The following is a 22,232-nucleotide window of genomic DNA, read 5'->3' as shown; positions in this document are numbered from 1 at the left end:
AAACTACCCCAATCCACTGGAGAACGTCATGAGCAAAATCGCAATCATCGGTGCCACCGGTCGTGCCGGTAGCCAACTGCTGGAAGAAGCGCTGCGTCGTGGTCATAGCGTGACTGCCATCGCCCGTGACACTGCCAAGGTGGGTCAGCGTGAGGGTGTGATCAGTCGCAATGTCGATGTGCTGGATGCCAACGCATTGCAGGCCGCCGTGGCCGGCCATGACGTGGTGATCAGCGCCGCGCATTTCGCCACGATTCCGGCTGGTGCAGTGACCGGACCGGTAAAAAATGCCGGGGTCAAACGGCTGCTGGTGGTGGGCGGCGCCGGCTCGCTGTTGCTGCCGGACGGAACCCGCGTGATCGACAGCAAGGGCTTTCCCGAGGCATACAAAGCCGAAGCAAGTGCCGGGGCGTTGTTTCTGGAAAACCTGCGTCAGGAAAAGGATCTGGACTGGACGTTTGTTTCGCCATCGGCGGAGTTTGTCGAAGGCGAGCGCACTGGAAAGTTTCGGATTGGCCAGGATGATTTGCTGGTAAGCAGTGAAGGTCGCAGCTGGATTACCTTTGCCGACTACGCGATCGCGATGCTCGATGAAGTGGAATCCCCGAAGCATCCGCGCCAGCGGTTTACGGTCGGGTACTGATCCAGACGGACACACCAAAAATCCTGTAGCAGCTGGCGAAGCCTGCGTCCGGCTGCGCAGCAGTCGTAAATCCGGTAAACACGGTTCTCCTGTTACGCCGCGGTGTATGGTCTTACGACTGCTGCGCAGCCGGACGCAGGCTTCGCCAGCTGCTACAGGTATTTGCGCGTTTTCAGGGGGTATGGTTTTTACGCATTATCCATGCGCTCAACGCGATTGAGCCTGCTCCACCAACCATCCCATCAACTCGCGCAGTTTCGGCGAAGGCCCCGGCTTCTCGGGGAACACCAGGTAATACGCCAGTCCGGTTTTGACCTTCAGCTCAAACGGCATGACCAACCTTCCGGCGCTCAAGTCATCGCCAATCAACGACCAGTCTCCGATCGCCACGCCAGTCCCTTGGGACGCCATCGACATGGCCAGGTCCAGGGTTTCGAAATGCTGACCCTTACCCACGTTTTTCAAGCGCACGTCGGCGGTCGCCAGCCAGGCTTTCCAGTCCCGCTCATCCCGTGTCGGGTGCAGCAGCAGGTGCTGTTCCAGGTCATCCGGGATGCGCAGCGGCACTGACCCTTCAAGCAGCGGTCTGGAACAGACCGGCGTCAGCTGCTCATCGAACAAATGAAACGAGGCCAGCGTGCTGTCCGGCGGCGCACCGTACATCACGGCTGCATCGAACTGTTCGCGGTGAAAATCCACGCCGTGCTTGACCGTGGTGGTCAACTCCACCGGCACGTCCGGGCGCTCCCGTTGCCACTGCAAAAGCCGCGGCAGCAACCAGCGCATGACACAGGTCGGTGCCTTCAGTTGCAGGGTTTCGCGCTTCGCGCCGATTTGCTCCACGGCCTCGTCGATCAACCCGAAAACCTGCTGCACCCGTGGCAGCCATTCCCGTCCTTCAGCGGTCAGTTCCAGGCCGCGAGCCTGACGAATGAACAGTTCATAACCCAGATGATCTTCCAGCCCGGCAATCTGCCGGCTCACCGCGCCTTGGGTGATGTGCAGCTGTTCGGCGGCACGGGTGAAGTTGCAGCACTGCGCGGTAATCCAGAACGTGTGCAGCGCCGGCAGGGGAGGCAGTCGTTTCATTGTGATCCAAGGTATGACGTGAGGACATGGCTAGTATGACTTTTTATCCATTGTTGAGGCGAGGTGTCGCCCGTTCAATGAGGCCATCCCTGGACCTGCCTGCGCATCATAAACATTGCACAGGTCCGGCGTCTCAAACGAACAAGAAGGGCAAACACATGGCGACGTGCGGCGAAGTATTGGTCAAGTTACTCGAAGACTATGGGGTCGAGCAGGTGTTCGGCATTCCCGGGGTTCACACCGTGGAGCTGTATCGCGGGCTGGCCCGTTCGAGCATCAACCACGTCACTCCGCGTCACGAGCAGGGCGCCGGCTTCATGGCTGACGGCTATGCACGCACCAGTGGCAAACCCGGCGTGTGCTTCATCATCACCGGCCCCGGCATGACCAACATCACAACGGCGATGGGCCAGGCCTACGCCGATTCGATCCCGATGCTGGTGATCTCCAGTGTGCAATCGCGCAGCCAGTTGGGTGGCGGTCGCGGCAAGCTGCACGAGTTGCCGAACCAGAGTGCGCTGGTCGGTGGCGTGGCGGCGTTCTCCCACACCTTGATGTCGGCGGCGGAATTGCCGGGCGTACTGGCCCGTGCTTTCGCGCTGTTCCAGGCGGGCCGCCCGCGTCCGGTGCACATCGAAATTCCGCTGGATGTGTTGGTTGAGGACGCCGACGATTTGCTGAGCAGCGTGGCGGTGCAGATTGATCGCGCCGGTGCTTCGCCGTCCGCCGTTTCGCGCATGACCGACTTGCTCGCGGGCGCCAGGCGTCCACTGATCCTCGCGGGTGGCGGCGCCATTGACGCTGCCGCCGAACTGACTGAATTGGCCGAGTTGCTGGACGCGCCTGTCGCGCTGACCATCAATGCCAAAGGCATGCTCGAATCCGCTCACCCGTTGCTGATCGGTTCGACCCAGAGCCTGGTTGCCACCCGTGCGCTGGTCGCCGAGGCCGACGTGGTGCTGGCCATCGGCACCGAACTGGCCGAGACCGATTACGACGTCACCTTCGCCGGTGGTTTCGAGATTCCGGGCAAGCTGCTGCGCGTCGATATCGATGCGGACCAGACCGTTCGCAACTATCCGCCACACGTGGCCCTCGTCGCCGATTCGCGGCATGCGGCCCAGGCGTTGCTGAGCGCGTTGTCGCACAAATCCCTGGCTGAGCGCCGCAACGATTGGGGCCAGGTTCGTGCTGCCCGTCTGCGTGATGAATTGGCCGCCACCTGGGATGCCCCGACGCTGGCGCAAACGCGCTTCCTCGAAACCGTCCTGCACGAACTGCCGAACGCCGTGTTCGTCGGCGATTCGACTCAACCGGTTTACACCGGCAACCTGACATTCAACCCAGAGCGTCCGCGCCGCTGGTTCAACTCGTCCACCGGTTACGGCACCCTCGGCTACGCCTTGCCGGCTGCCATTGGCGCCTGGCTCGGTGGCAGCCTCGCAGCGGGCGCGCGTCCTCCGGTGGTGTGCCTGATCGGTGATGGCGGCCTGCAATTCACCCTGCCGGAACTGGCCAGCGCCGTTGAAGCGCGCACGCCGGTGATCGTCCTGTTGTGGAATAACCAGGGCTACGAAGAGATCAAGAAATACATGGTCAACCGGGACATCGAACCGGTGGGCGTGGACATCTACACCCCCGACTTCATCGGTGTGGCGAAGGCGCTGGGCTGCGCGGCCGAAGCGGTCAACGGTGTCGAGCAACTGCGCGTCGCTCTGCGTGTCGCCAGTGATCGCCAGGGCCCGACCCTGATTGAAATCGATCAGACGTCGTGGATGCAGGCGGTGTCGAAATGAGCTTCGCTTTGACGTTACCGACCACGCTTGATGGCCTGCTCATCGACGGCCAATGGTCGGCCGGCCCTGAACACCTGCGCGTGATCAATCCGGCAACCGAAGCCTTGTTGACCACCGTTAATGGCGGCGATGCGCACTCGGTCGATCAGGCTGTCAGTGCGGCAGCCAATGCGTTCAAAGACTGGTCGCAAACCACCGGAGCCGAGCGTGGCGCGGTCCTGCGCAAGATCGCGGCGGGCGTGCAGGCCGGTCGTGAACAATTGATGCATTTGCAGTCCGGCAACAACGGCAAGCCGCTGTTCGAAGCGGCCATCGACGTCGACGATGTGATCGCCACGTTCGAGTATTACGCAGGGCTCGCTGAAGGCCTGGATGCCAGGCAAGACAGCGCCGTTGAGCTGCCGAGCGACGAATTCAGCGCTCGGGTGCGCCGCGAACCTTGCGGTGTGGTCGGCCTGATTGTGCCGTGGAATTTCCCGATGGTGACCACCGCGTGGAAACTGGCGCCGGCCCTGGCTGCCGGTTGCTGCGTGGTGCTCAAACCGTCCGAAGTGACGCCGCTGCCGGAGCTGGAACTGGCGGCGATCATTGCCCAAGCCGGTCTGCCCAAGGGCGTGTTCAACCTGGTCTGCGGCACGGGTCTGTCGGTAGGCGCACCGCTGTCGGTCGATCCGCGCATCGCCAAAATTTCGTTCACCGGCAGCAATGCGGTCGGCGTGCAGGTCATGCAACGCGCGGCAGAAACCGTCAAAGGCGTGAGCCTGGAACTGGGTGGCAAATCCTCGCTGCTGGTGCTGGCCGATGCGGACATCGAACTGGCGGTGGAAGTGGCCTGTGGCGGCGGTTTCTACAACGCCGGACAGATGTGTTCCGCCACCAGCCGTGTGCTGGTCGCTGATGAACTGGCGGATGAGTTCCTGATCCGCCTGAAGGCGCGTGCCGAAGCGATTCGCGTGGCGGACCCGTTCGATCCGGCGGTGGAAATGGGCGCACTGGTCAATCAGGCGCAATACCAGCGCGTACTCGGCCACATCGACCGTGGGTTGAGTGCGGGCGCAACACTGATCTGCGGCGGCAATCGTCCGGCAGACCTGCCGCGCGGCTATTTTTTACAGCCGACCATTTTCACCGACGTGCCCCAGGGCAGTGCGTTGTGGTGTGAAGAGATTTTCGGCCCGGTGATCTGCGTGCGCAGTTTCGCCTCCGAAGCCGAGGCGATTGCCCTGGCCAACGACAGTCAATTCGGTCTGGTGGCCAGCGTGGTCACACGCGACGCCGACGCCGCGGATCGTGTCGCTAACGCGTTGCAGGCGGGGCTCGTGTGGATTAACGCGCCGCAGGTGATCTTCCCGCAGACCGCCTGGGGTGGCTACAAGCAGAGCAGCATCGGCCGTGAATTGGGCCCTTGGGGCCTGCAGGCTTTCCAGGAAATCAAACACGTGATTCGGGCCGTCTGAAGGCTCTTCCTGTAGGAGCGAGCTTGCTCGCGATAGACGTCAACGATAACGCGAGGCATCAGACAGCCAGTGTCGTCCTTGCGTCCATCGCGAGCGAGCTCGCTCCTACAGGGAGGCATGCGTCGGCGTCATGGCTTCGATGAGTTTTTATCGATAGTCAGGTGTTTTGCACAACTTCAGGATGAACTCGCTGGCTCAGCCAAGCCCCCGAAAATACGGGGGCTAATGCTGCTCCGGTCGCGCGGATGCAACAGTTTCGACCTGCCTTATACCTACAAAAACAAAGGGAGTCCGTCATGGGCGAGCATGATCTGAACAGACGTCAATTCATCAAGACCGTGGGCGTAGCCTCGGTTGCCGCGGCGGCCATGAGCCTGCCGTTCGTCAAGGCCAATGCCAGCGACACGCGCTTTGCCGGCAAGACCCTGCGCCTGCTGACCTGGTCCGATGACACCGGCCTGGCTGCACTGCGCAACATCGCTGCGACATTCGAAGACAAGTACGGCTGCAAGGTCATCGCTGACCGCACCGGCAGTACGTCGGAAATGGTCGCCAAACTCAAGGCCGGCGGTGACCGTCCGCAGTACGACATCATCACCCTGGCCGGCGTCGGCGCCGAAGGTCTGGCCGCCGCCAATCTGCTCGAAAAACCTGATCTGAACCGCATTCCCAACCTGGTCGACGTGCCGGAGAAATACCGCACCGGCGCCAACGGTCATGGCATTGGTTACCTGTTGTGGTGCAACAGCCTCGTCTACAGCACCCGCACGATCAAGGAAGCGCCAGACAGCTACGCCGCCCTGTGGGACGCGGACCTGTCGCCGAACATTTTCCTGCCGCCGCCGAACTGGACCGAGGCCATGGACCTGATCATCATCGCCGCCAAACTGGCCGGTGGTGACGAACACAACATCGAACCGGGCTTCAAGAAACTCGCTGAACTCAAAGACCGTGTGGTGACGCTGGGCGAGAACCCGAACCAGATCGCCGAGCTGTTCCGCACCGGCTCCCTTGACATGGGTGGCTTGTACGCGCCGGCGTTTTTCCCTAAACAGATTCGTGATCCGGCGTACGGTCTGGGCGCGACGTTTGGCATGAAGGAAGGTTTCTACACCGACCTGATGTTGTCGGTGATGCCGAAGAATCGTCCGGGCGATATCGACATGGCTTACGCCTTCATCAACCACTCTCTGGACCCGCTGGTGCAGGGCAAGATGGCCGAGGACATCTACAACGGTCCGGTCAACGCCAAGGCGATCATCTCCGCCGAAGCGCGCAAGAGCCCGTACATCCTTACGCCGGAGCAGATTGCCGAGAAGTCGATCATGCACGACAACGCCTTCCTGGCCTCCGTGCATGACCAATGGATTCGTCGCTACACGGAAATCTTTTCTTCCTGATCGAGTGACGAACACAGCTCTCCAAAGCACCACAAAACCCTGTGGGAGCGGGCTTGCCCGCGATGACGGCCTACCTGTCGACAATGATGTGACTGACAGATTGCTATCGCTGGCAAGCCAGCTCCCACAGGGTGTGCGGTGGTTTTGAGATTGTGTTCGTCAACTGCTTTCCATTGACGAGACCTTTGCTATGGAACACCAACCTTTAATCCAGTCGGTCAGTGCTGCCGAGCCGCGCGCGAAGCGGGGTGTTTCGCCTACGGTGCGCGCCTGGCTTTTCCTCACGCCGTCGATGCTGTTCCTGGGTGTATTGATTGCCGCCAGTCTGCTGGTCCTGCGCATGAGCGTGGGCACCAAAGGGGCGGAATGGACCGGGTTCAGCCTGGCCAGTTACGCTCAATTGCTCGAACCGTACTACCTGAAATCCTTGCTGCTGACCCTGCGACTGGCGCTGATCAGTGCGGTCGTCGCCGTGCTGTTGGCGATCCCCGTGGCCTACACCATGTCGCGCCTGACCTCACCGTTCGTGCGCCGGATATTTCTCGCCGCGGTGCTGCTGCCCTTGCTGGTCAACCTGTTGCTGCAAAGCTACGGCTGGCTGGTCATTCTCGGCCCGGGCGGGATGCTTAATCAGGCACTGATGGGACTGGGCCTGATCAAGCGACCGGTCATGCTGCTGTACAACCAGAACGGCGTGCTGATGGGCCTGGTGCAAACCGCCTTCCCCTTGGCCGTACTGCCGATTGCCAGCGCCATGCGCGGCGTCGCCCGCACCTACGAAGAGGCTGCCGCTACCCTGGGCGCCAGTCGCTTGCAGGTGTTCCGCCAAATTGTTTTGCCGATGAGTTTGCCCGGGATCATCACCGGCGCAACGTTGGTCTTTGCCTACAACGCCAGCAGCTTCGTCGTGCCTTTGCTGCTTGGTGGCCGTCGCGTGCCGATGCTGGCGGTGATGGTGCATGACCAGATCGCCCCGCTGATGAACTGGCCTGCGGCGTCCGCTGCCGGGGTGGTGTTGATCGTCACGACGTTGGCGATCATGACCTTGTCCGAATACTTTACTGGCCGACGTCGGCGCAGGATGGAGGCTTCCCAATGAGCACGCTGATCAAGAAGCGTCATTCGCTGCTACCGGGCGACACCGGCAAGTGTGCCGGCATCCTCTCGGGCTTCATCCTGCTGCTGGCGGTGTTGCCGATCCTGACCATGATTGTCATGTCGTTCAGCGGTGCCTCGAACCTCGACTTCCCGCCGAGCAGTTACAGCCTGCAATGGTACAAGGCCGCCTGGAATACCTTCGTCTCGCCGGATTCCAGTGACGTGCTGAGCCTGGGCAAGGCCATGACCACCAGCCTGATGGTCGCGTGCCTGACCATGGTGTTTGCCACGATCATCGCGGTGCCGGCAGCTTATGCGCTGACCCGTTGCGAGTTCCGTGGCAAGGCCGTGGCGATGCAATTGATGTCGCTGCCGCTGGTGTTTCCGATGGTGGTCCTGGGGTTGGCGCTGCTGCTGGTGTTCGACAGCTTGCCGTTCCACATGACCACCTCGCGACTGGTGATCGCCCACGTCATCCTGGCGCTGCCCTTCGTGGTGAAGAACTGCACGGCTGCGATGCTCTCCATCGGTACCGAAGTCGAAGAGGCCGCGCAAATGCTGGGTGCGTCGCCGACGCGGGCGATTTTCGATGTGGTGGTGCCGTTGATGAAATCGGGGATTCTGGCGGGCATGCTGCTGGCGTTCATCGTCTCGTTCAACGAATTCACCGTGACCTACTTCCTCTACACCATCGACGTCATGACCGTGCCGATCTGGATGTACAGCCGCACCGTGTCATCGCTCGACCCCACCGTTTTTTCGTTTGCCGTGCTGATCGTGCTGATCGACTTCGTCCTGATCTGGGCGTTGGAGAAGCTGGTGGGCGAGGGCGGCGTTTCCTTTTGATTTGAGGTGCAACATGACTGGTCTGATTCTGGAAAACGTCGAGAAACACTACGGCTCGGCCTGCGCGGTAAAGGATGTAAACCTGCATTTGCCGGAGGGCAAACTGGTGTGTTTTCTCGGCCCGTCGGGCTGCGGTAAAACCACACTGCTGCGCATGATTGCCGGCCTTGAAACCCTGAGCGGTGGCGAGATTCGCCTGGACGGTGAAGACATCGGCCACACCCCGGCACATCAACGAAATTTTGGCATGGTGTTCCAGTCCCTGGCGCTGTTCCCGCACATGACGGTGGGGGAGAACATCGCTTACCCGCTGAAACTGCGCGGCGTCAGCAAGGCTGATCAGCAGGCGCGGGTGGTGGAGTTGCTGCAGTTGATTCAGTTGCAGGAAATGATCGACCGTCCGGTATCGAAGCTGTCCGGCGGCCAACGCCAGCGCGTGGCGATTGCCCGGGCGATTGCCTCGCGGCCGAAAATTCTGTTGCTGGATGAACCGCTGTCGGCGCTGGACGCCAAGTTGCGCGAGTCGATGCAGGTGGAAATCCGTCAGCTGCAACAGCGCCTGAACATCACCACCATCATGGTGACTCACGATCAGCGTGAGGCCATGACCATGGCGGACATCGTGGTGGTGCTGGGTGAGCATCGCGTGCAGCAAGTGGGGCCGCCGATCGAGATTTATCGGCATCCGGCCAACGAGTTCGTGGCGGACTTCATCGGTTCCGGCAACATCTTCCCGGCGACGGCATTGGGTAATGGCAAGGTCGGTTTGCCGGGCGGCGACGCGCTGGAAGTGCCGATCTGCAGCAGCATCGTGGTGGGGGAGAAGGTGAAGATGCTGATTCGGCCTGAGGATCTGCAGCTGTCGCAACCGCAAGCGACGGCGGGGAACCGGTTGCTGGGCAAGGTGACGTTTGTACGGGATATCGGCGCGACGATTGAAACCACGGTGGAATGCTCAGGGGTTTCGTTTACGGCATTGAGCACGCCGTGTCAGGGGTTTGGGTTGAGCATTGGCAACCCGGTTTCAGTGACACTGCCGGCTGAGGCTTGTCGGGTACTCGGCGCCTGATCCTTAGTTCGGTGCTGGTCTTGCCGACCTCATCGCTGGCAAGCCAGCTCCCACAGGTTTCATCGCTACTCACTCGATAGTGTGATCACCCGAAATCTCTGTGGGAGCTGGCTTGCCAGCGATGAGGCCATCAGCCACACAACAAATGTCAGCTCAGACCGACAACCGCAACCGCGCCAAATCCCTTAGCGGCGGTGCCCCAAACAACCGGCTGTATTCCCGGCTGAACTGCGACGGGCTTTCATACCCCACCCGATACCCCGCCGCCGAAGCCTCCAGTCCCTCGGCGAGCATCAACCGCCGCGCCTCCTGCAAACGCAGCTGCTTCTGATACTGCAACGGGCTCATCGCTGTCATCGCCTTGAAGCGGTGATGCAAGGTCGACACGCTCAGGTTCACTTCCTTGGCCAGATCATCAATGCGCAGCGGTTGTTCGTAGTTGCCGTTAAGCCATTTGATCGCCTGGCTGATGCGATGGCTCTGGCTGTTGGCGATGGCGATTTCATACAGCCGATGGCCCTGCTGACTGCGCAGCAGACGATAGAGAATCTCCCGGCGAATCAGCGGAGCGAGCATCGCGATGTCTTTCGGGGTATCCAGCAAACGCGCCAGCCGCAACACGGCATCGAGCATGGCCGTGTCGATCCGCTCGACATACAAGCCACGACCCGTAGGGCGGGTGGGCACGCCGAGGGGACCGGCGTCGGCGATCAGCGCGGTGATTTCCGCCGGGTCGATGTCCAGGCGTACCGCGAGAATCGGCTCTTCGGAGGTGACGTTCACCACCCGCCCGCTCAAGGGCATCTGCACCGACACCACCAGGTAGTTCAGCGGATCGTAGTTGAAGTACTCGTCCGCCAGCCGGACCTCTTTGCGCCCCTGAGCCATGATGCACAGCGCCGGTTGTGCCAGCACCGGGGCAAACTCATGGGACTGACTGTGGCGGGACATGAACAGCGAGCCGACGGCGGTGGCATAGGTGCCGTCCTCCATCGTGTTGCGGCGAATGATCGCGGCCAGTTCCGCACGCTGGCGTTCCATTTCGGCGTCCAGCGGGGCTTGAAAATGATCGAGCGACGACATGCGCGGCATCCTCGGTGGGGCGTGTGTAATGAGGCGAGCTTAAATTTGTGCAAGCAACGGCGGTAGACACATCCTGCCTGAAGCTTGCCTGATTCTGCACGGGGTTGAGGAGGCCGGTTGCTTTAGCAGGCTATTGACCGGAAAACTTGCTCGAACGTCTGTTTCAATCCAGTGGCCGGATTTACAGGTTGTTACAGGTGCGCCATGAAGCTTCGCAGGATTGTGCAACAAGCCGGCAGGAATCGACTAACCGCACTATGACCGGCGCGCTTAACCTTTGATCCTGTCGCAGCCCGTCCCACGGCTGCCACTCGAGTACCTGGGAGGTTGAACATGTCTACGCAGATCCCCGTCAGTCATATGGCTTTTGTCCGTGCCCGCGCCGGGCGTTCAGCGGAGCTGGGTGCGCGGCTCAGTGCCCTGATCGAGCCGTCCCGCAGCGCACCTGGCTGCTTGAGTTTTACCCTGCAGCATTCGCAATGCGATCCTGATCTGTGGCTGGTGTCCGGTTTCTGGACCCATCAACAAGCCATGACCGCCTACTTCAGCACCCCGGCCATGGGGGTTTTTGCCGAGCTGGTCCAGGAACTGGTGGTCAACAGCCTGGATTTTCATACCTTCAAAGAGGTTTCGGCAGCCCAGGCGATCGGCGAGACCCGGTCGTGGGTACACAAAATGGCGGGTTGAGGGTTTAATGGCTGCATTCTCAACTAGCCAGGATGCGCGACATGGCACGTAAAGCCTTTGAAACCTTTGAAGCTGTTTCCGCTGTAGTACCGGCTGAAGGTGGGTACCACGCCGCCATCGCCGTCAAAGCCCTCGGCGGGTCAGGCGCACCGCGTTTTCACACGATTCTCGAAGATCAGGTCTTCAAAACCGCCCATGACGCCGACGAAGCCGCGGCGTTGAAACTGACCGGGCTGAAGAATGTCAGCGACGACGCCGAACTCGTCTGGTAACTACTTGACCGCCCCCGGGCGGAACATCTTGAACAATGCCTCAGGTCCCAGCTGAAAATAATCCGCTGGACCGCCGCCGCGCAGAATCGGTTCTGCCGCGGCGGTGTCGTACACCCCATCCTTGAGCAGCCACTTGGCGATGTGCACGGCGACCACTTCGCCGAGTATCAGCCAGCTTGGCACCACATTTCCGTCAGCTCGTTGCAGCTGAATGATCTGCGTGACCTTGCACTCGAACGACACCGGGCTCTCGGCGACTCGCGGCACCTGAATGATTTTCGAAGCGGCGGGCGTCAAGCCGGACAGCTCGAACTCGTTGACCTCAGGCCCGACCATCGCGCAGCTCTGGTTCATCTGCTCGGCCAGCGGACGGGTCGCCAGGTTCCAGGCGAACTCGCCGGTCTGTTCGATGTTGTTGAGGCTGTCTTTGCGCCCGACGCTGGAAAAACCAATGATCGGCGGAATGTAATTGAAGGCGTTGAAAAAGCTGTAAGGCGCCAGGTTCAAACGACCGTCGGCGTCCTGTGAAGAGATCCAGCCAATGGGGCGTGGGCCGACGATGGCGTTGAACGGGTCATGCGGCAGGCCGTGACCGTTGGCGGGTTCGTAGAAGTGAATATCGTCGGGCATGGTGCCGTATTCCTGAAGTGGTGTTCAGAGCAAAGAAGATCATTGTGCAGACGGTATCGGTTAATTTCCAGCAAGCAGATTTTGGCGATGCAAAAAAAAGATCGCAGCCTCCGGCAGCTCCTACAGGGTGTACATCAAACCCGTTCAGGAGCTGCCGAAGGCTGCGATCTTTTGATTTTAACGGTGTTGCAGCAGACTCAGTCCGTGGTGATCCGCGAATGCTTGCGGGTGTCTTTCATGGTGACGTACACCAGCAAGGACACTGCGATGCACGCAGTCACGTACCAGTAGTAACCGGTTTCCATGCCGATGCTCTTGAACCACAGTGCGATGTATTCAGCGGTGCCGCCGAAGATCGATACGGTCAGTGCATACGGCAAGCCAACGCCCAGGGCGCGGATTTCAGTCGGGAACAGCTCGGCTTTCACCACCGCGTTGATCGAGGTGTAGCCGCTGACGATGATCAGCGCCGCCATGATCAGGAAGAACGCACCCCACCAGCTTTGAACCGTATGCAGCGCGGTGAGGATCGGCACGGTGAAGAGCGTCCCGAGCACACCGAAAGCGATCAGGATGGGCCGGCGACCGATCTTGTCCGACAGCCCGCCCACCAGCGGTTGCAGGCACATGAACAGGAACAGCGTGGCGGCCGAGATCGTGGTGGAATCGGAGATGCTCATGCCGACCGTGTTCACCAGGTACTTCTGCATGTACGTGGTGTAGGTGTAGAACGCCAGCGTACCGCCCATGGTCAGGCCGACCACGGTCATCAGTTCCTTCGGATGGCGCATCAAGGTGCGCATGGCGCTTTCCTTGGCCTTTTCTTTCTTGGTGAACGACTCGGTTTCTTCCATGCCACGACGCAGGTACAGCGCGACGATCGCACACAGCGCGCCGATGGCGAACGGAATGCGCCAGCCCCAGGCGTACAGCTCTTCGGTGGTCAGGACATTCTGCAGGACGATCAATACGCCAAGCGCGATGAGTTGGCCGGAGATCAGGGTCACGTACTGGAAGCTGGAGAAGAAGCCTCGACGTTCCTTGGTTGCCATTTCGCTGAGGTACGTTGCCGAGGTGCCGTATTCGCCACCGACCGACAGGCCTTGCAGCAAACGGGCGAAAATCAACAGGATGGGTGCGCCGATACCGATGGTTTCATAACCAGGGCTCAGGGCGATCACCAGCGAGCCGAAGCACATCAGGTAGACCGACGCCATCAGCGCCTTCTTGCGACCGACCTTGTCGGCGTACAGGCCCATCAGCCAGCCCCCGATCGGACGCATCAGGAAGCCCACGGCAAAAATCGCAGCAGTGTTCAGCAGTTGGGCAGTGGTATCGCCTTTAGGGAAAAACGCCTTGGCGAAATAGAGGGAGAAGGCGGCGTAGACGTACCAGTCGTACCACTCGACCATGTTGCCTACGGAACCGCTGAAGATCGATTTGATGCGGCTGGAGGTGGTTCTAGGCTTGGCCGGCACGGCAGCCGACCCTGCGGGCAGGGTATTGGAGTTATCCATTGAAGGATCCTTCATTTAATTGTTTTTTTGGATCGCGTAAAAACGCAGCCTGCGGGGGCTATAGCAGGAGGTGTGCCAACCGGGAGAGGGGCGGTTTAGAGGGGGTCAGGGGACTTTGTGAGCGGGAATCCGCTCATCGGGCAGGCGAATTGAGCGGAAAATTGCTTAGTGCGCCGCAGGTTTGCGGTAGCTGTACTGGCCTCATCGCGGGCAAGCCCGGCTCCCACAGTGTCCGTGGTGTTCACAAGTGATGCCATTGCAACCAGACCTGTGGGAGAAAGTAAGTTCACTCCCACAGTGTCCGGGATGACCACAGATGATGTATTCGCTACAAAACCTGTGGGAGCCGAGCTTGCTCGCGATGAGGCCAGCCCAGACACTGCAAAATTAGCTGCCTTGAACAAACATCTCCCGGCTCAATCCATGCCGCTGCATCTTTTCATTGAAGGTGCGGCGCGGTAGTTGCAGTTCTTCGAGGACGGCTTTCACATCGCCTTTGTGACGGGTCAAGGCGGCGCGCAGGCAGTGCGCTTCAAACGCTTCCTGTCGGGCTGCCAGCGACTGGCCCGGTTCGCTGCCCGCCGGTGCAGGTTCATCCAGTCCCAACACCTGGCGCTCGGCGACGTTGGCCAGTTCGCGCACGTTACCTGGCCAGTCATGGCTCAACAAATGGCTCAACTGTGCGCCGGACAACGGGGGGAAGGTGCGGCCCAGGCGCGCAGCGGCGCTCTGGGCAAAGGTATCGAACAACAACGGAATGTCTTCGCGGCGATCGCGCAATGGCGGCAGGCGCAGCTCGGCGACGTTCAGCCGATAGGCCAGATCCTCGCGGAAACGTCCGGCCCGGGCTTCGTCCAGCAAGTCCGGTTTGGTCGCGGCAATGATCCGCAGATCCACACGGATGCTTTGATTCGAACCCAGCCGCTCGAGCTTTTGCTCCTGCAATACCCGCAGCAGTTTCACCTGTTGGGCCAGGGGCATGCTTTCGATTTCATCGAGAAACAGCGTGCCGCCGTCAGCGTATTCGAGCTTGCCGATGCGCTTGCCTTGGGCGCCGGTGAACGCGCCGCTTTCGTGACCAAACAACTCTGCCTCGAACAACTGCTCGGGAATCGCCGCGCAATTAAGCGCCACGAACGGCTTGTCGGCACGAGGTCCGAAATCGTGCAGGCAGCGTGCTACCAACTCCTTGCCGCTGCCGGTTTCACCACGGATCAGCACATTGACCGGCAGGGCCGCCAGCTCCAGCACCTGCCTGCGCAAGGTCTGCAATCCACGGGATACCCCCAACAGCGTCGCATCGAGTTTGGCGCGGTGGTCCGCCTGTTCATGCAGGGCACGGTTTTCCAGGACCAGGCGGCGCTTGTCCAGCGCCCGGCGCAGGCTGCCGAGCAAGGTTTCGGGGCTGAAGGGTTTTTCGAGGAAGTCGTAGGCGCCATCGCGCATGGCGTCGACTGCCATCGGCACGTCACCGTGGCCGGTCAGCAGAATTACCGGCAAGTCGGCATCGCGTCGCTGCACTTCGGCCAACAGTTCCAGGCCGGTCATGCCGGGCATGCGCACGTCGCTGAGGATGACACCGGGAAAATGCCTGGGCAGTTGCGCCAGGCATTCATCCGCACGGCTGTACAACTGCACCTCGAAACCCGACAGGCTCAGCCATTGCTCGACCGCGTTGCGGATACTGCTTTCATCGTCGACGACGATCACTGAATTGAGCATGAGCCATGAGCCTCCAGGTCGATCGGCAGGGTGAGGGTGAACACGGCGCCGTTACCCAAATTGTCCGCGCTCAGGCGGCCGCCCGATTCGTGAACGATGGCAAAGGAGACGGCCAGGCCGATGCCCAGGCCATCGCCTACCGGTTTGGTAGTGAAAAACGGATCGAAAACCTTGGCCAGGTTTTCTTCAGCGATGCCACCCCCGTTATCAGCCACGCTGAGGCGCCAGAGTTGTTCGTCGGCCTCAAGGCGGATTTCCAGGCGCTTGCACGGTTTGTCCTGCATGGCATCCAGTGCGTTACGCAGCAGATTGATCAACACCTGTTCCAGACGAATTGCGTCGCCGCGCACCCAGGCCGGGCGCGTCAGGTGCAGCACCGTGCTGACCTGTTCGTCACGCAGGCGGGTATCGAGCAGTTGCAACGACTGGTCCACCACGGCTGCCAGATCCAGGCATTCGCGCAAGCCGCCGGGGCTTTTGCGGGCGAAGGTTTTCAGGTGGCCGGTAAGGGCGGCCATGCGTGTCAGCATGTCATCCACCGGTTTGAGCGCCTTGTACGCGTCATCGACGCGACCATGGTCGAGCAGCAGGCGCAACGTCGCCAGCTGCATACGCTGTGCGGTCAGGGGTTGATTGATTTCGTGGGCGAGGGCAGCGGACATCTGGCCCAGCGCCGCCAGTTTGGCCGATTGCACCAGGCCGTCCTGGGCGGTGCGCAGGTCACGGGTGCGTTCTTCGACCAGTCGCTCAAGCTCTTCGCGACTGCGCTGGCGCATTTTTGCCAGACGCCAGCGTTGGTTGAGAAACAGCAACAGGAACACCAACGCCAGCCACAGGCCGGCAGCGGCCAGCGCTGCATTGCGGCTGTCTTCGAAGGCCGTTTGTGGACGGCGCAGCAAATGCAGCGTCCAGCCCTCGGCCGCCAACGGCAGGGATTCCCACAGGTAATTCACTTTTCCGTCGGGACCCTCGACCTCAGTCAAATTGCTGTTGTCGTCGAAGTTTCGCAGCGTTTTGACCTCCAGTGGCGTCAGCCGCTGTTTGTCGTATTGGCGGGTGGCCTTGAGTTCGGCGAGGTCGCTGTCATTGAGCGGCTTCAATAGGCGGTAACGCCAGCCCGGCTGGTTGGCGATGAAGACAATTCCGCGTGCATCGCTGACCAGCAAGGTGTCGTTGCCCTGGCGCCATTCACGTTCCAGTTCCGGAAACTCGAGTTTGACCACCATCGCGCCCAGAAACTGCCCGTCGTCATCGATGACCGCACTGGACAGGAAGTATCCGGGAATCCCGCTGGTTACGCCCACGGCGTAGAAACGCCCGGTGCCCTGGGTGCGGGTCTGACTGAAATAGGGGCGGAAGGCGTAGTTATGACCGACGTAACTGCTGGGCAGGCGCCAGTTGCTCGCCGCGATGGCAAGGCCCGTGCGGTCGAGCAGTTCCAGGGTTGAGGATTCGGCGGCGCCGTTGATTTTCTCAAGTTTGCGGTTCAACGAAGCTTGAAGATCGGGGTTTATGGCTCCCTTGAGCGCCGAGCGCAGTTCAGGGTCCAGCGCCAGCACGAGGGGCAGGGCGCGGTAGCGTTCGATCAGGGTATGCAATGAAGTGGCGTACAGCCCCAATTGCTGATTGGCGCGAGCGGCATCTTCCACCAGCGCCTGGCGCTCGGCGTGACGCATGGCGAGTGTGGCCGCAAGGACTGCACCGGCGACGATCACAACGGTATAGAGCGTCAGGCGCAGGGAGCGAGAGTACTCGATCATACGGGGCGTTACACACGGGGGAGGAAGAGGGGGCGCACGATAGCATGGGCCATAAAAAAGGCGACAGGAGCATAGCCCCTGTCGCCTTTTTTCAGTCAGTCGGAAGGCTTACTGCACTTCGACTGCCAGGCTTTCACTGATCTTTTTCTGCCAGATGGCAGGACCGGTGATGTGCACCGACTCGCCCTTGCTGTCGACGGCAACTGTCACTGGCATGTCTTTGACGTCGAACTCGTAGATGGCTTCCATCCCCAGTTCGGCGAAAGCCACGACGCGGGATTTCTTGATGGCTTGTGCCACCAGGTAAGCCGCGCCGCCAACAGCCATCAGGTAAACGGCTTTGTGGTCCTTGATCGCTTCGATGGCGGTCGGGCCGCGCTCGGATTTGCCGATCATGCCCAGCAGGCCGGTTTGCTCGAGGATCTGACGGGTGAACTTGTCCATCCGCGTGGCGGTGGTCGGACCGGCAGGGCCAACCACTTCTTCGCGCACCGGATCAACCGGGCCGACGTAGTAGATGAACCGACCCTTCAGGTCCACCGGCAGGGTTTCACCCTTGTTCAGCATTTCGACCATGCGCTTGTGCGCAGCGTCGCGACCGGTGAGCATCTTACCGTTGAGCAGGACGGTTTCGCCCGGCTTCCAGCTCTGCACTTCTTCCGGGGTCAGCGTGTCGAGATTGACGCGACGGGCCGACGGGCCGGCTTCCCAGACGATTTCCGGGTAGGCGTCCAACGGCGGTGCTTCCAGCGAGGCCGGGCCGGAACCGTCGAGCACGAAGTGGGCGTGACGGGTGGCGGCGCAGTTGGGGATCATGCACACCGGCAACGAAGCGGCGTGGGTCGGGTAATCCATGATCTTCACGTCGAGCACGGTGGTCAGGCCACCCAGGCCCTGGGCGCCGATGCCCAGTTGGTTGACCTTCTCGAACAGCTCCAGGCGCATCTCTTCGATACGGTTGGACGGGCCACGCTTTTTCAGCTCGTGGATGTCGATGGATTCCATCAACACTTCCTTGGCCATCACGGCGGCTTTCTCGGCGGTACCGCCGATGCCGATGCCGAGCATGCCTGGTGGGCACCAGCCGGCGCCCATGGTCGGAACGGTTTTCAATACCCAGTCGACGATCGAGTCGGACGGGTTGAGCATCGCCATTTTCGACTTGTTCTCGGAACCGCCGCCCTTGGCCGCCACGTCCACTTCCACGGTGTTACCCGGAACGATGGAGTAGTGGATAACGGCCGGGGTGTTGTCCTTGGTGTTTTTACGAGCGCCCGCCGGGTCGGCGAGGATCGAGGCACGCAGGACGTTTTCCGGCAGGTTGTAAGCCTGGCGCACGCCTTGGTTGATCATGTCGTCCAGGCTCATGGTGGCGCCATCCCAACGCACGTCCATGCCCACACGGACAAACACGGTCACGATGCCGGTGTCCTGGCAAATTGGACGGTGGCCAGTGGCGCACATGCGTGAGTTGATCAGGATTTGCGCCATGGAATCACGGGCTGCCGGCGATTCTTCGCGCAGGTAAGCCTCGTGCATCGCCTGAATGAAATCCACGGGGTGGTAATAGGAAATGAACTGCAGGGCGTCGGCAACGCTCTGAATCAGGTCGTCTTGCTTGATCACGGTCATGAGTCGCGCTCCTCTAAAAGACGGGAACATTCAATAAGGTGCTTGCAGCTTGGGTGTATCGGTCGGTTGCAAGCACCTTTACAAGGCACGCCGGGGCTGCTGGCGCGACGCTAAAAAGGCGCGGCAGTATAACGCGCCTCCGTTTGGTAAACACCCGCCGGGCGTTAATCATTGGTCGCATCCACAACCATTTAACAGCTGGAAAAACCTGTGGTGAGGGGATTTAGCGAAACGTCGCACCGCCCCGTTCGGCTGCACAGCAGGCGTGAAGTTTTGGGGCCGCTGCGCGACCCAACGGGGCGGTGCGACGTTTCGCTAAATCCCCTCGCCACTTCGCAGCCGGGCACAGGCTTCGCCAGTTGCGAGAGGGGCGGGTGTTTGCGGGGGATTGGAGTCAGTGGTTTGACGCCAGTTTTTCGCGCCTAGAATTGAATGGTCATTTATCAGGCACGACACTAAAGTGGCAACCGGACTGTAGAGTAGGACACTCAAACAGCGTTTTTTTTGCACGGTGAGTCAACGATTGACCCATAACGCTATCCAACGACTTTTGCTCAAACGCTTTGCCCTCGCCGCCGGTACCTATGCCCTGGCTTTGATGTTGCTGTGGCTGGCATTTTTTACTGGGCACTACGCCGAATCGTTAACCAGCGTCGTTGTGGGCAGTGCGTTGGTCGTCACCAGCCAGGTGGTGCTGTTCGGGGTATTTTACAGCGGCTGCAACCTGCGCTTTTCCGATCCCAGCCTGACCGAAGCCCAAGTACTGCTGGGGCTGGGTTGGCAAACCTGGCTGATCGCCCATCTGGACCAGGCTCGGGGTGCGTTCCTGGTCTTTTACGTGTTGATTCTGCTGTTCGGCCTGTTCCACCTGTCGCGACGTTCCTTTATACGGTGCGCGATGCTGGTGTTTTTCAGTTTCAGTGCGATCACGCTGTGGGACGCCTATCACTTCCAGCTGACTGACCCGGCGCTGGCAGCGTTGCAGGTTTGCGTGCTGTTTATTGTTCTGGTCTGGCTGGTGTTTTACGCCAGCTACGTCCAGCACTCGCGCCAACGCATGCGCCAGCGCCGTTTCGCCTTGCAGGCGCATCAGGACACGCTGCGCGGGATGATGCGCCAGCTTGAAGACCTGGTGGCCACCGATGAGCTGACCGGGCTGTTCAATCGCCGGCACTTCCTGCGACTGGCTTCCCGCGAGTTGAATTCGATGGAGGACGGCGTGGTGCATGGCCTGGCGCTGATCGATCTCGATCACTTCAAACGCATCAACGATGTCCACGGTCATGCTGCCGGCGATCAGGTGCTGCAAGCCTTTGCTGCGGTGGCCACTGCGTGCTTGCGTGAAGGCGACGTGCTGGCCCGTTACGGCGGTGAAGAGTTCGTGGTGTTGTTGCCCGACTGCAATGCCGAGCGCCTGACGTCTTGCTGCGAACGGTTGCGCATTGCGTTCACTGATGTCGAGTTGATTGGCCTCAATGTCAGTCACCTCAGCTTGTCGGCCGGCATGACGTTGCTGGAACTGGATGACGATCTCGACGATGCCCTGCACCGGGCCGATCAGGCGCTCTATCGCGCCAAACGTGATGGTCGTAATCGTTGCGCGGCGGCCTGGGAGAACGCCGATGCCTGAGCTGCGGGTTGGCGAGCAGAAATGGTCGGTCGCGGCGGGCAGTAATTTGCTCGATGCGCTGAACAGCAACGGCGTGGCGGTGCCTTACAGTTGCCGTGCCGGCAGTTGCCATGCGTGCCTTGTGCAATGCCTGCAAGGGTTGCCAAGCGACAGCCGGCCCGATGCCTTGAGCGCCGAACAGCGCCGGGAAGGCTGGCGGCTGGCCTGTCAGTGCCAGGTGGTCGAGGACTTGCAAGTACACGCTTTCGATCCGCACCAGGACGGACGCCCGGCGAAGGTAGCGGCTGTCGATTGGTTGAGCGCTCAGGTGTTGCGTCTGCGTCTGGTTGCCGAACGGCCATTTCGCTACAGCGCCGGGCAGCACTTGGTGTTGTGGGCAGGTAACGTCGCACGGCCCTATTCCCTCGCCAGCCTGCCGGAAGAGGACCGCTTTCTGGAGTTTCATCTCGATTGCCGCCAGCCGGGGGCGTTCAGCGATGCCGCCCGTCAGCTCAGGATTGGCGATGTCATCCGGCTCGGCGAGTTACGCGGCGGTGCACTGCATTACGACGCTGACTGGCACACCCGGCCTTTGTGGCTGATGGCCGCCGGCACCGGATTAGGGCCGTTGTTTGGTGTGTTGCGAGAAGCTTTGCGTCAGGATCATCAAGGCGCCATCCGCGTTATTCACCTGGCCCATGACGCCGATGAACACTATCTGGCCAAACCGTTGCAGGCCATGGCCGACGGTCGTCCGAACCTCAGTATCGAGCTGTGGACGCCGGCCGAGTTGCCAGCGGCTTTGGCGCAATTACGCCTTGTTTCGCGGCAAACCCAAGCCTTACTCTGCGGGTCCCCCGACAGTGTCGACGCCTTTGCCAAACGGCTTTACCTGGCGGGGCTGCCGCGCAATCAACTGCTGGCTGACGTCTTTTTGCCTCGTGGTTGAACGCCGAATCCTATTGGCTTGAACGTTTCTGTGGCGAGGGAGTTGACTCCCGCTGGACTGCGCAGCGGCCCAAAAGCATGTGAGCGCTGCGCACTCAAGCGCGAGCAAGCTCGCTCGCCACAAGAGCTTTACCGGCCTGCACCGCTGAGACATGCCATGACTGAAGCCATCCAGATTGAGCGCGAACGCGGGCTTTTGACCCTGCGTCTGAATCGCCCCGAGAAGAAAAACGCCCTGACCCGCGCCATGTACAGCGCGTTGGCAGCAGCATTGAAACAGGCTGATGAAGATCCCGACATCTACGCCGTGCTGCTCACTGGCAGCCATGAATGCTTCACCGCCGGTAACGACATCGCCGACTTCATTCAACAACCACCGAGTAATCTAGACAGTCCGGTGTTTCACTTCATGCTCAATTTGCTTGAATGCCGCAAACCGGTGATTGCCGGCGTGGCGGGTGCGGCGGTGGGGATTGGTACGACACTGTTACTGCATTGCGACCTGGTGTATGTCAGCGCGGATGCGCGTTTGCGCATGCCATTCGTCAATCTCGGGTTGTGCCCGGAGTTTGGGTCCAGCCTGATCCTGCCGCGTTTGCTGGGGCATGCGAAAGCGGCTGAATTATTGCTGCTGGGGGAGCGTTTCAGTGGTGAGCAAGCGGCGGCGTGGGGCATCGCGAACGAAGCCCTGGACAGCGGCGAGGCGGCGTTAGCCAAGGCTCGAGAGATGGCGTTGCGGTTTGAGTCACTGCCGCCAGAAGCGGTGCGCATCAGCAAGCAACTGATGAAAGCTCCGGACCGGGAGTTGTTGCGCAAGGTGATAGAAGAAGAGGGGGCGCTGTTTACCCAGCGGCTGCGTTCGCCGGAGGCGATGGCGGCGTTGTCGGGGTTTATCAATCGGCATTGAATCCGACGATGAGGCCCGATCAGCCAGCACTTCTTTTGGATCGGAAACACAAAAGCCCCGCCATTCA

19 protein-coding genes are annotated in these 22,232 nt (G+C 60.7%); 12 read left to right on the top strand and 7 right to left on the bottom strand.

The genetic code is table 11. The features are described 5' to 3' along the window. Window positions 1-28: 28 nt before the first annotated feature. Window positions 29-643 (top strand): NAD(P)-dependent oxidoreductase, encoded by a 615-nt coding sequence (locus GBC55_RS11540; RefSeq protein WP_162439656.1) that lies wholly within the window; start codon window positions 29-31, stop codon window positions 641-643. A 207-nt stretch (window positions 644-850) separates the two neighbouring features. On the opposite strand, the gene GBC55_RS11535 is transcribed toward GBC55_RS11540, so the two are convergent. Continuing rightward, window positions 851-1,732: a LysR substrate-binding domain-containing protein gene (locus GBC55_RS11535; RefSeq protein WP_162439655.1), complete on the bottom strand. Its 882-nt coding sequence runs from the start codon at window positions 1,730-1,732 to the stop codon at window positions 851-853. 158 nt (window positions 1,733-1,890) lie between these two features. Between GBC55_RS11535 and GBC55_RS11530 the strand changes: the two genes are divergently transcribed. The 6 genes from GBC55_RS11530 (at window position 1,891) to GBC55_RS11505 (ending at window position 9,398) form a co-directional block, all read left to right on the top strand. Further along, entirely contained in the window at window positions 1,891-3,528 is a 1,638-nt protein-coding gene (locus tag GBC55_RS11530; protein ID WP_162439654.1) for a 5-guanidino-2-oxopentanoate decarboxylase, read from the top strand. Between the two features lie 8 nt (window positions 3,529-3,536). Then, window positions 3,537-4,985, top strand: a complete 1,449-nt coding sequence (locus GBC55_RS11525; protein ID WP_162439669.1) for an aldehyde dehydrogenase family protein — start codon at window positions 3,537-3,539, stop codon at window positions 4,983-4,985. 296 nt (window positions 4,986-5,281) lie between these two features. Next, window positions 5,282-6,385: an extracellular solute-binding protein gene (locus GBC55_RS11520; protein ID WP_162439653.1), complete on the top strand. Its 1,104-nt coding sequence runs from the start codon at window positions 5,282-5,284 to the stop codon at window positions 6,383-6,385. 190 nt (window positions 6,386-6,575) lie between these two features. After that, on the top strand, window positions 6,576-7,484 hold the full coding sequence (locus GBC55_RS11515; protein WP_162439652.1) for an ABC transporter permease: 909 nt from the start codon (window positions 6,576-6,578) through the stop codon (window positions 7,482-7,484). Continuing rightward, entirely contained in the window at window positions 7,481-8,329 is an 849-nt protein-coding gene (locus GBC55_RS11510) for an ABC transporter permease (protein ID WP_162439651.1), read from the top strand. The genes GBC55_RS11515 and GBC55_RS11510 overlap by 4 nt, the downstream gene beginning before the upstream one ends. Window positions 8,330-8,342: 13 nt before the next feature. Continuing rightward, window positions 8,343-9,398 (top strand): ABC transporter ATP-binding protein, encoded by a 1,056-nt coding sequence (locus tag GBC55_RS11505; RefSeq protein WP_162439650.1) that lies wholly within the window; start codon window positions 8,343-8,345, stop codon window positions 9,396-9,398. A gap of 153 nt (window positions 9,399-9,551) precedes the next feature. On the opposite strand, the gene GBC55_RS11500 is transcribed toward GBC55_RS11505, so the two are convergent. Beyond that, window positions 9,552-10,481 (bottom strand): AraC family transcriptional regulator, encoded by a 930-nt coding sequence (locus GBC55_RS11500; protein ID WP_162439649.1) that lies wholly within the window; start codon window positions 10,479-10,481, stop codon window positions 9,552-9,554. A gap of 333 nt (window positions 10,482-10,814) precedes the next feature. Here GBC55_RS11500 and GBC55_RS11495 point away from each other — a divergent pair, with 333 nt between their 5' ends. Both GBC55_RS11495 and GBC55_RS11490 read left to right on the top strand, forming a co-directional pair. Then, complete coding sequence (locus GBC55_RS11495) at window positions 10,815-11,168, top strand: antibiotic biosynthesis monooxygenase family protein (RefSeq protein WP_162439648.1); 354 nt, start codon at window positions 10,815-10,817, stop codon at window positions 11,166-11,168. A 41-nt stretch (window positions 11,169-11,209) separates the two neighbouring features. After that, window positions 11,210-11,440, top strand: a complete 231-nt coding sequence (locus GBC55_RS11490) for a hypothetical protein (RefSeq protein WP_162439647.1) — start codon at window positions 11,210-11,212, stop codon at window positions 11,438-11,440. Here the strand turns inward: GBC55_RS11490 and GBC55_RS11485 are convergent, their stop codons facing one another. The 5 genes from GBC55_RS11485 to GBC55_RS11465 all read right to left on the bottom strand — a co-directional run bounded on the left by GBC55_RS11485 (window position 11,441) and on the right by GBC55_RS11465 (window position 18,701). Continuing rightward, on the bottom strand, window positions 11,441-12,070 hold the full coding sequence (locus GBC55_RS11485; RefSeq protein WP_162439646.1) for a flavin reductase family protein: 630 nt from the start codon (window positions 12,068-12,070) through the stop codon (window positions 11,441-11,443). Between the two features lie 197 nt (window positions 12,071-12,267). Further along, complete coding sequence (locus GBC55_RS11480) at window positions 12,268-13,587, bottom strand: MFS transporter (protein WP_162439645.1); 1,320 nt, start codon at window positions 13,585-13,587, stop codon at window positions 12,268-12,270. A 387-nt stretch (window positions 13,588-13,974) separates the two neighbouring features. Further along, on the bottom strand, window positions 13,975-15,309 hold the full coding sequence (locus tag GBC55_RS11475) for a sigma-54 dependent transcriptional regulator (RefSeq protein ID WP_162439644.1): 1,335 nt from the start codon (window positions 15,307-15,309) through the stop codon (window positions 13,975-13,977). Continuing rightward, complete coding sequence (locus tag GBC55_RS11470; protein ID WP_162439643.1) at window positions 15,294-17,069, bottom strand: ATP-binding protein; 1,776 nt, start codon at window positions 17,067-17,069, stop codon at window positions 15,294-15,296. Before GBC55_RS11470 ends, GBC55_RS11475 begins: the two co-directional genes overlap by 16 nt. 108 nt (window positions 17,070-17,177) lie before the next feature. Continuing rightward, complete coding sequence (locus tag GBC55_RS11465; RefSeq protein ID WP_162439642.1) at window positions 17,178-18,701, bottom strand: fumarate hydratase; 1,524 nt, start codon at window positions 18,699-18,701, stop codon at window positions 17,178-17,180. 523 nt (window positions 18,702-19,224) lie between these two features. Between GBC55_RS11465 and GBC55_RS11460 the strand changes: the two genes are divergently transcribed. The 3 genes from GBC55_RS11460 (at window position 19,225) to GBC55_RS11450 (ending at window position 22,165) form a co-directional block, all read left to right on the top strand. After that, window positions 19,225-20,331 (top strand): GGDEF domain-containing protein, encoded by a 1,107-nt coding sequence (locus tag GBC55_RS11460; protein WP_162439641.1) that lies wholly within the window; start codon window positions 19,225-19,227, stop codon window positions 20,329-20,331. Then, window positions 20,324-21,259: an iron-sulfur-binding ferredoxin reductase gene (locus GBC55_RS11455; protein WP_162439640.1), complete on the top strand. Its 936-nt coding sequence runs from the start codon at window positions 20,324-20,326 to the stop codon at window positions 21,257-21,259. The genes GBC55_RS11460 and GBC55_RS11455 overlap by 8 nt, the downstream gene beginning before the upstream one ends. Before the next feature lie 156 nt (window positions 21,260-21,415). Beyond that, window positions 21,416-22,165, top strand: a complete 750-nt coding sequence (locus GBC55_RS11450; protein WP_162439639.1) for an enoyl-CoA hydratase — start codon at window positions 21,416-21,418, stop codon at window positions 22,163-22,165. The last annotated feature ends 67 nt before the right edge of the window (window positions 22,166-22,232 follow it).

The sequence above is a fragment of the Pseudomonas sp. TNT3 genome, assembly GCF_010095445.2.
In the GTDB taxonomy this organism is placed as follows: domain Bacteria; phylum Pseudomonadota; class Gammaproteobacteria; order Pseudomonadales; family Pseudomonadaceae; genus Aquipseudomonas.
Note: the sequence above shows the minus strand (reverse complement) of the source record. Positions and strands in the feature narration are given on the sequence as shown.

Bases quoted from the DNA above. Each gene is read 5' to 3' on its own strand.
- GBC55_RS11540 (WP_162439656.1), top strand. From the start codon at position 29: ATGAGCAAAATCGCAATCATCGGTGCCACCGGTCGTGCCGGTAGCCAA.
- GBC55_RS11535 (WP_162439655.1), bottom strand. From the start codon at position 1,732: ATGAAACGACTGCCTCCCCTGCCGGCGCTGCACACGTTCTGGATTACC.
- GBC55_RS11530 (WP_162439654.1), top strand. From the start codon at position 1,891: ATGGCGACGTGCGGCGAAGTATTGGTCAAGTTACTCGAAGACTATGGG.
- GBC55_RS11520 (WP_162439653.1), top strand. From the start codon at position 5,282: ATGGGCGAGCATGATCTGAACAGACGTCAATTCATCAAGACCGTGGGC.
- GBC55_RS11515 (WP_162439652.1), top strand. From the start codon at position 6,576: ATGGAACACCAACCTTTAATCCAGTCGGTCAGTGCTGCCGAGCCGCGC.
- GBC55_RS11510 (WP_162439651.1), top strand. From the start codon at position 7,481: ATGAGCACGCTGATCAAGAAGCGTCATTCGCTGCTACCGGGCGACACC.
- GBC55_RS11505 (WP_162439650.1), top strand. From the start codon at position 8,343: ATGACTGGTCTGATTCTGGAAAACGTCGAGAAACACTACGGCTCGGCC.
- GBC55_RS11500 (WP_162439649.1), bottom strand. From the start codon at position 10,481: ATGTCGTCGCTCGATCATTTTCAAGCCCCGCTGGACGCCGAAATGGAA.
- GBC55_RS11495 (WP_162439648.1), top strand. From the start codon at position 10,815: ATGTCTACGCAGATCCCCGTCAGTCATATGGCTTTTGTCCGTGCCCGC.
- GBC55_RS11490 (WP_162439647.1), top strand. From the start codon at position 11,210: ATGGCACGTAAAGCCTTTGAAACCTTTGAAGCTGTTTCCGCTGTAGTA.
- GBC55_RS11485 (WP_162439646.1), bottom strand. From the start codon at position 12,070: ATGCCCGACGATATTCACTTCTACGAACCCGCCAACGGTCACGGCCTG.
- GBC55_RS11480 (WP_162439645.1), bottom strand. From the start codon at position 13,587: ATGGATAACTCCAATACCCTGCCCGCAGGGTCGGCTGCCGTGCCGGCC.
- GBC55_RS11475 (WP_162439644.1), bottom strand. From the start codon at position 15,309: ATGCTCAATTCAGTGATCGTCGTCGACGATGAAAGCAGTATCCGCAAC.
- GBC55_RS11470 (WP_162439643.1), bottom strand. From the start codon at position 17,069: ATGATCGAGTACTCTCGCTCCCTGCGCCTGACGCTCTATACCGTTGTG.
- GBC55_RS11465 (WP_162439642.1), bottom strand. From the start codon at position 18,701: ATGACCGTGATCAAGCAAGACGACCTGATTCAGAGCGTTGCCGACGCC.
- GBC55_RS11455 (WP_162439640.1), top strand. From the start codon at position 20,324: ATGCCTGAGCTGCGGGTTGGCGAGCAGAAATGGTCGGTCGCGGCGGGC.
- GBC55_RS11450 (WP_162439639.1), top strand. From the start codon at position 21,416: ATGACTGAAGCCATCCAGATTGAGCGCGAACGCGGGCTTTTGACCCTG.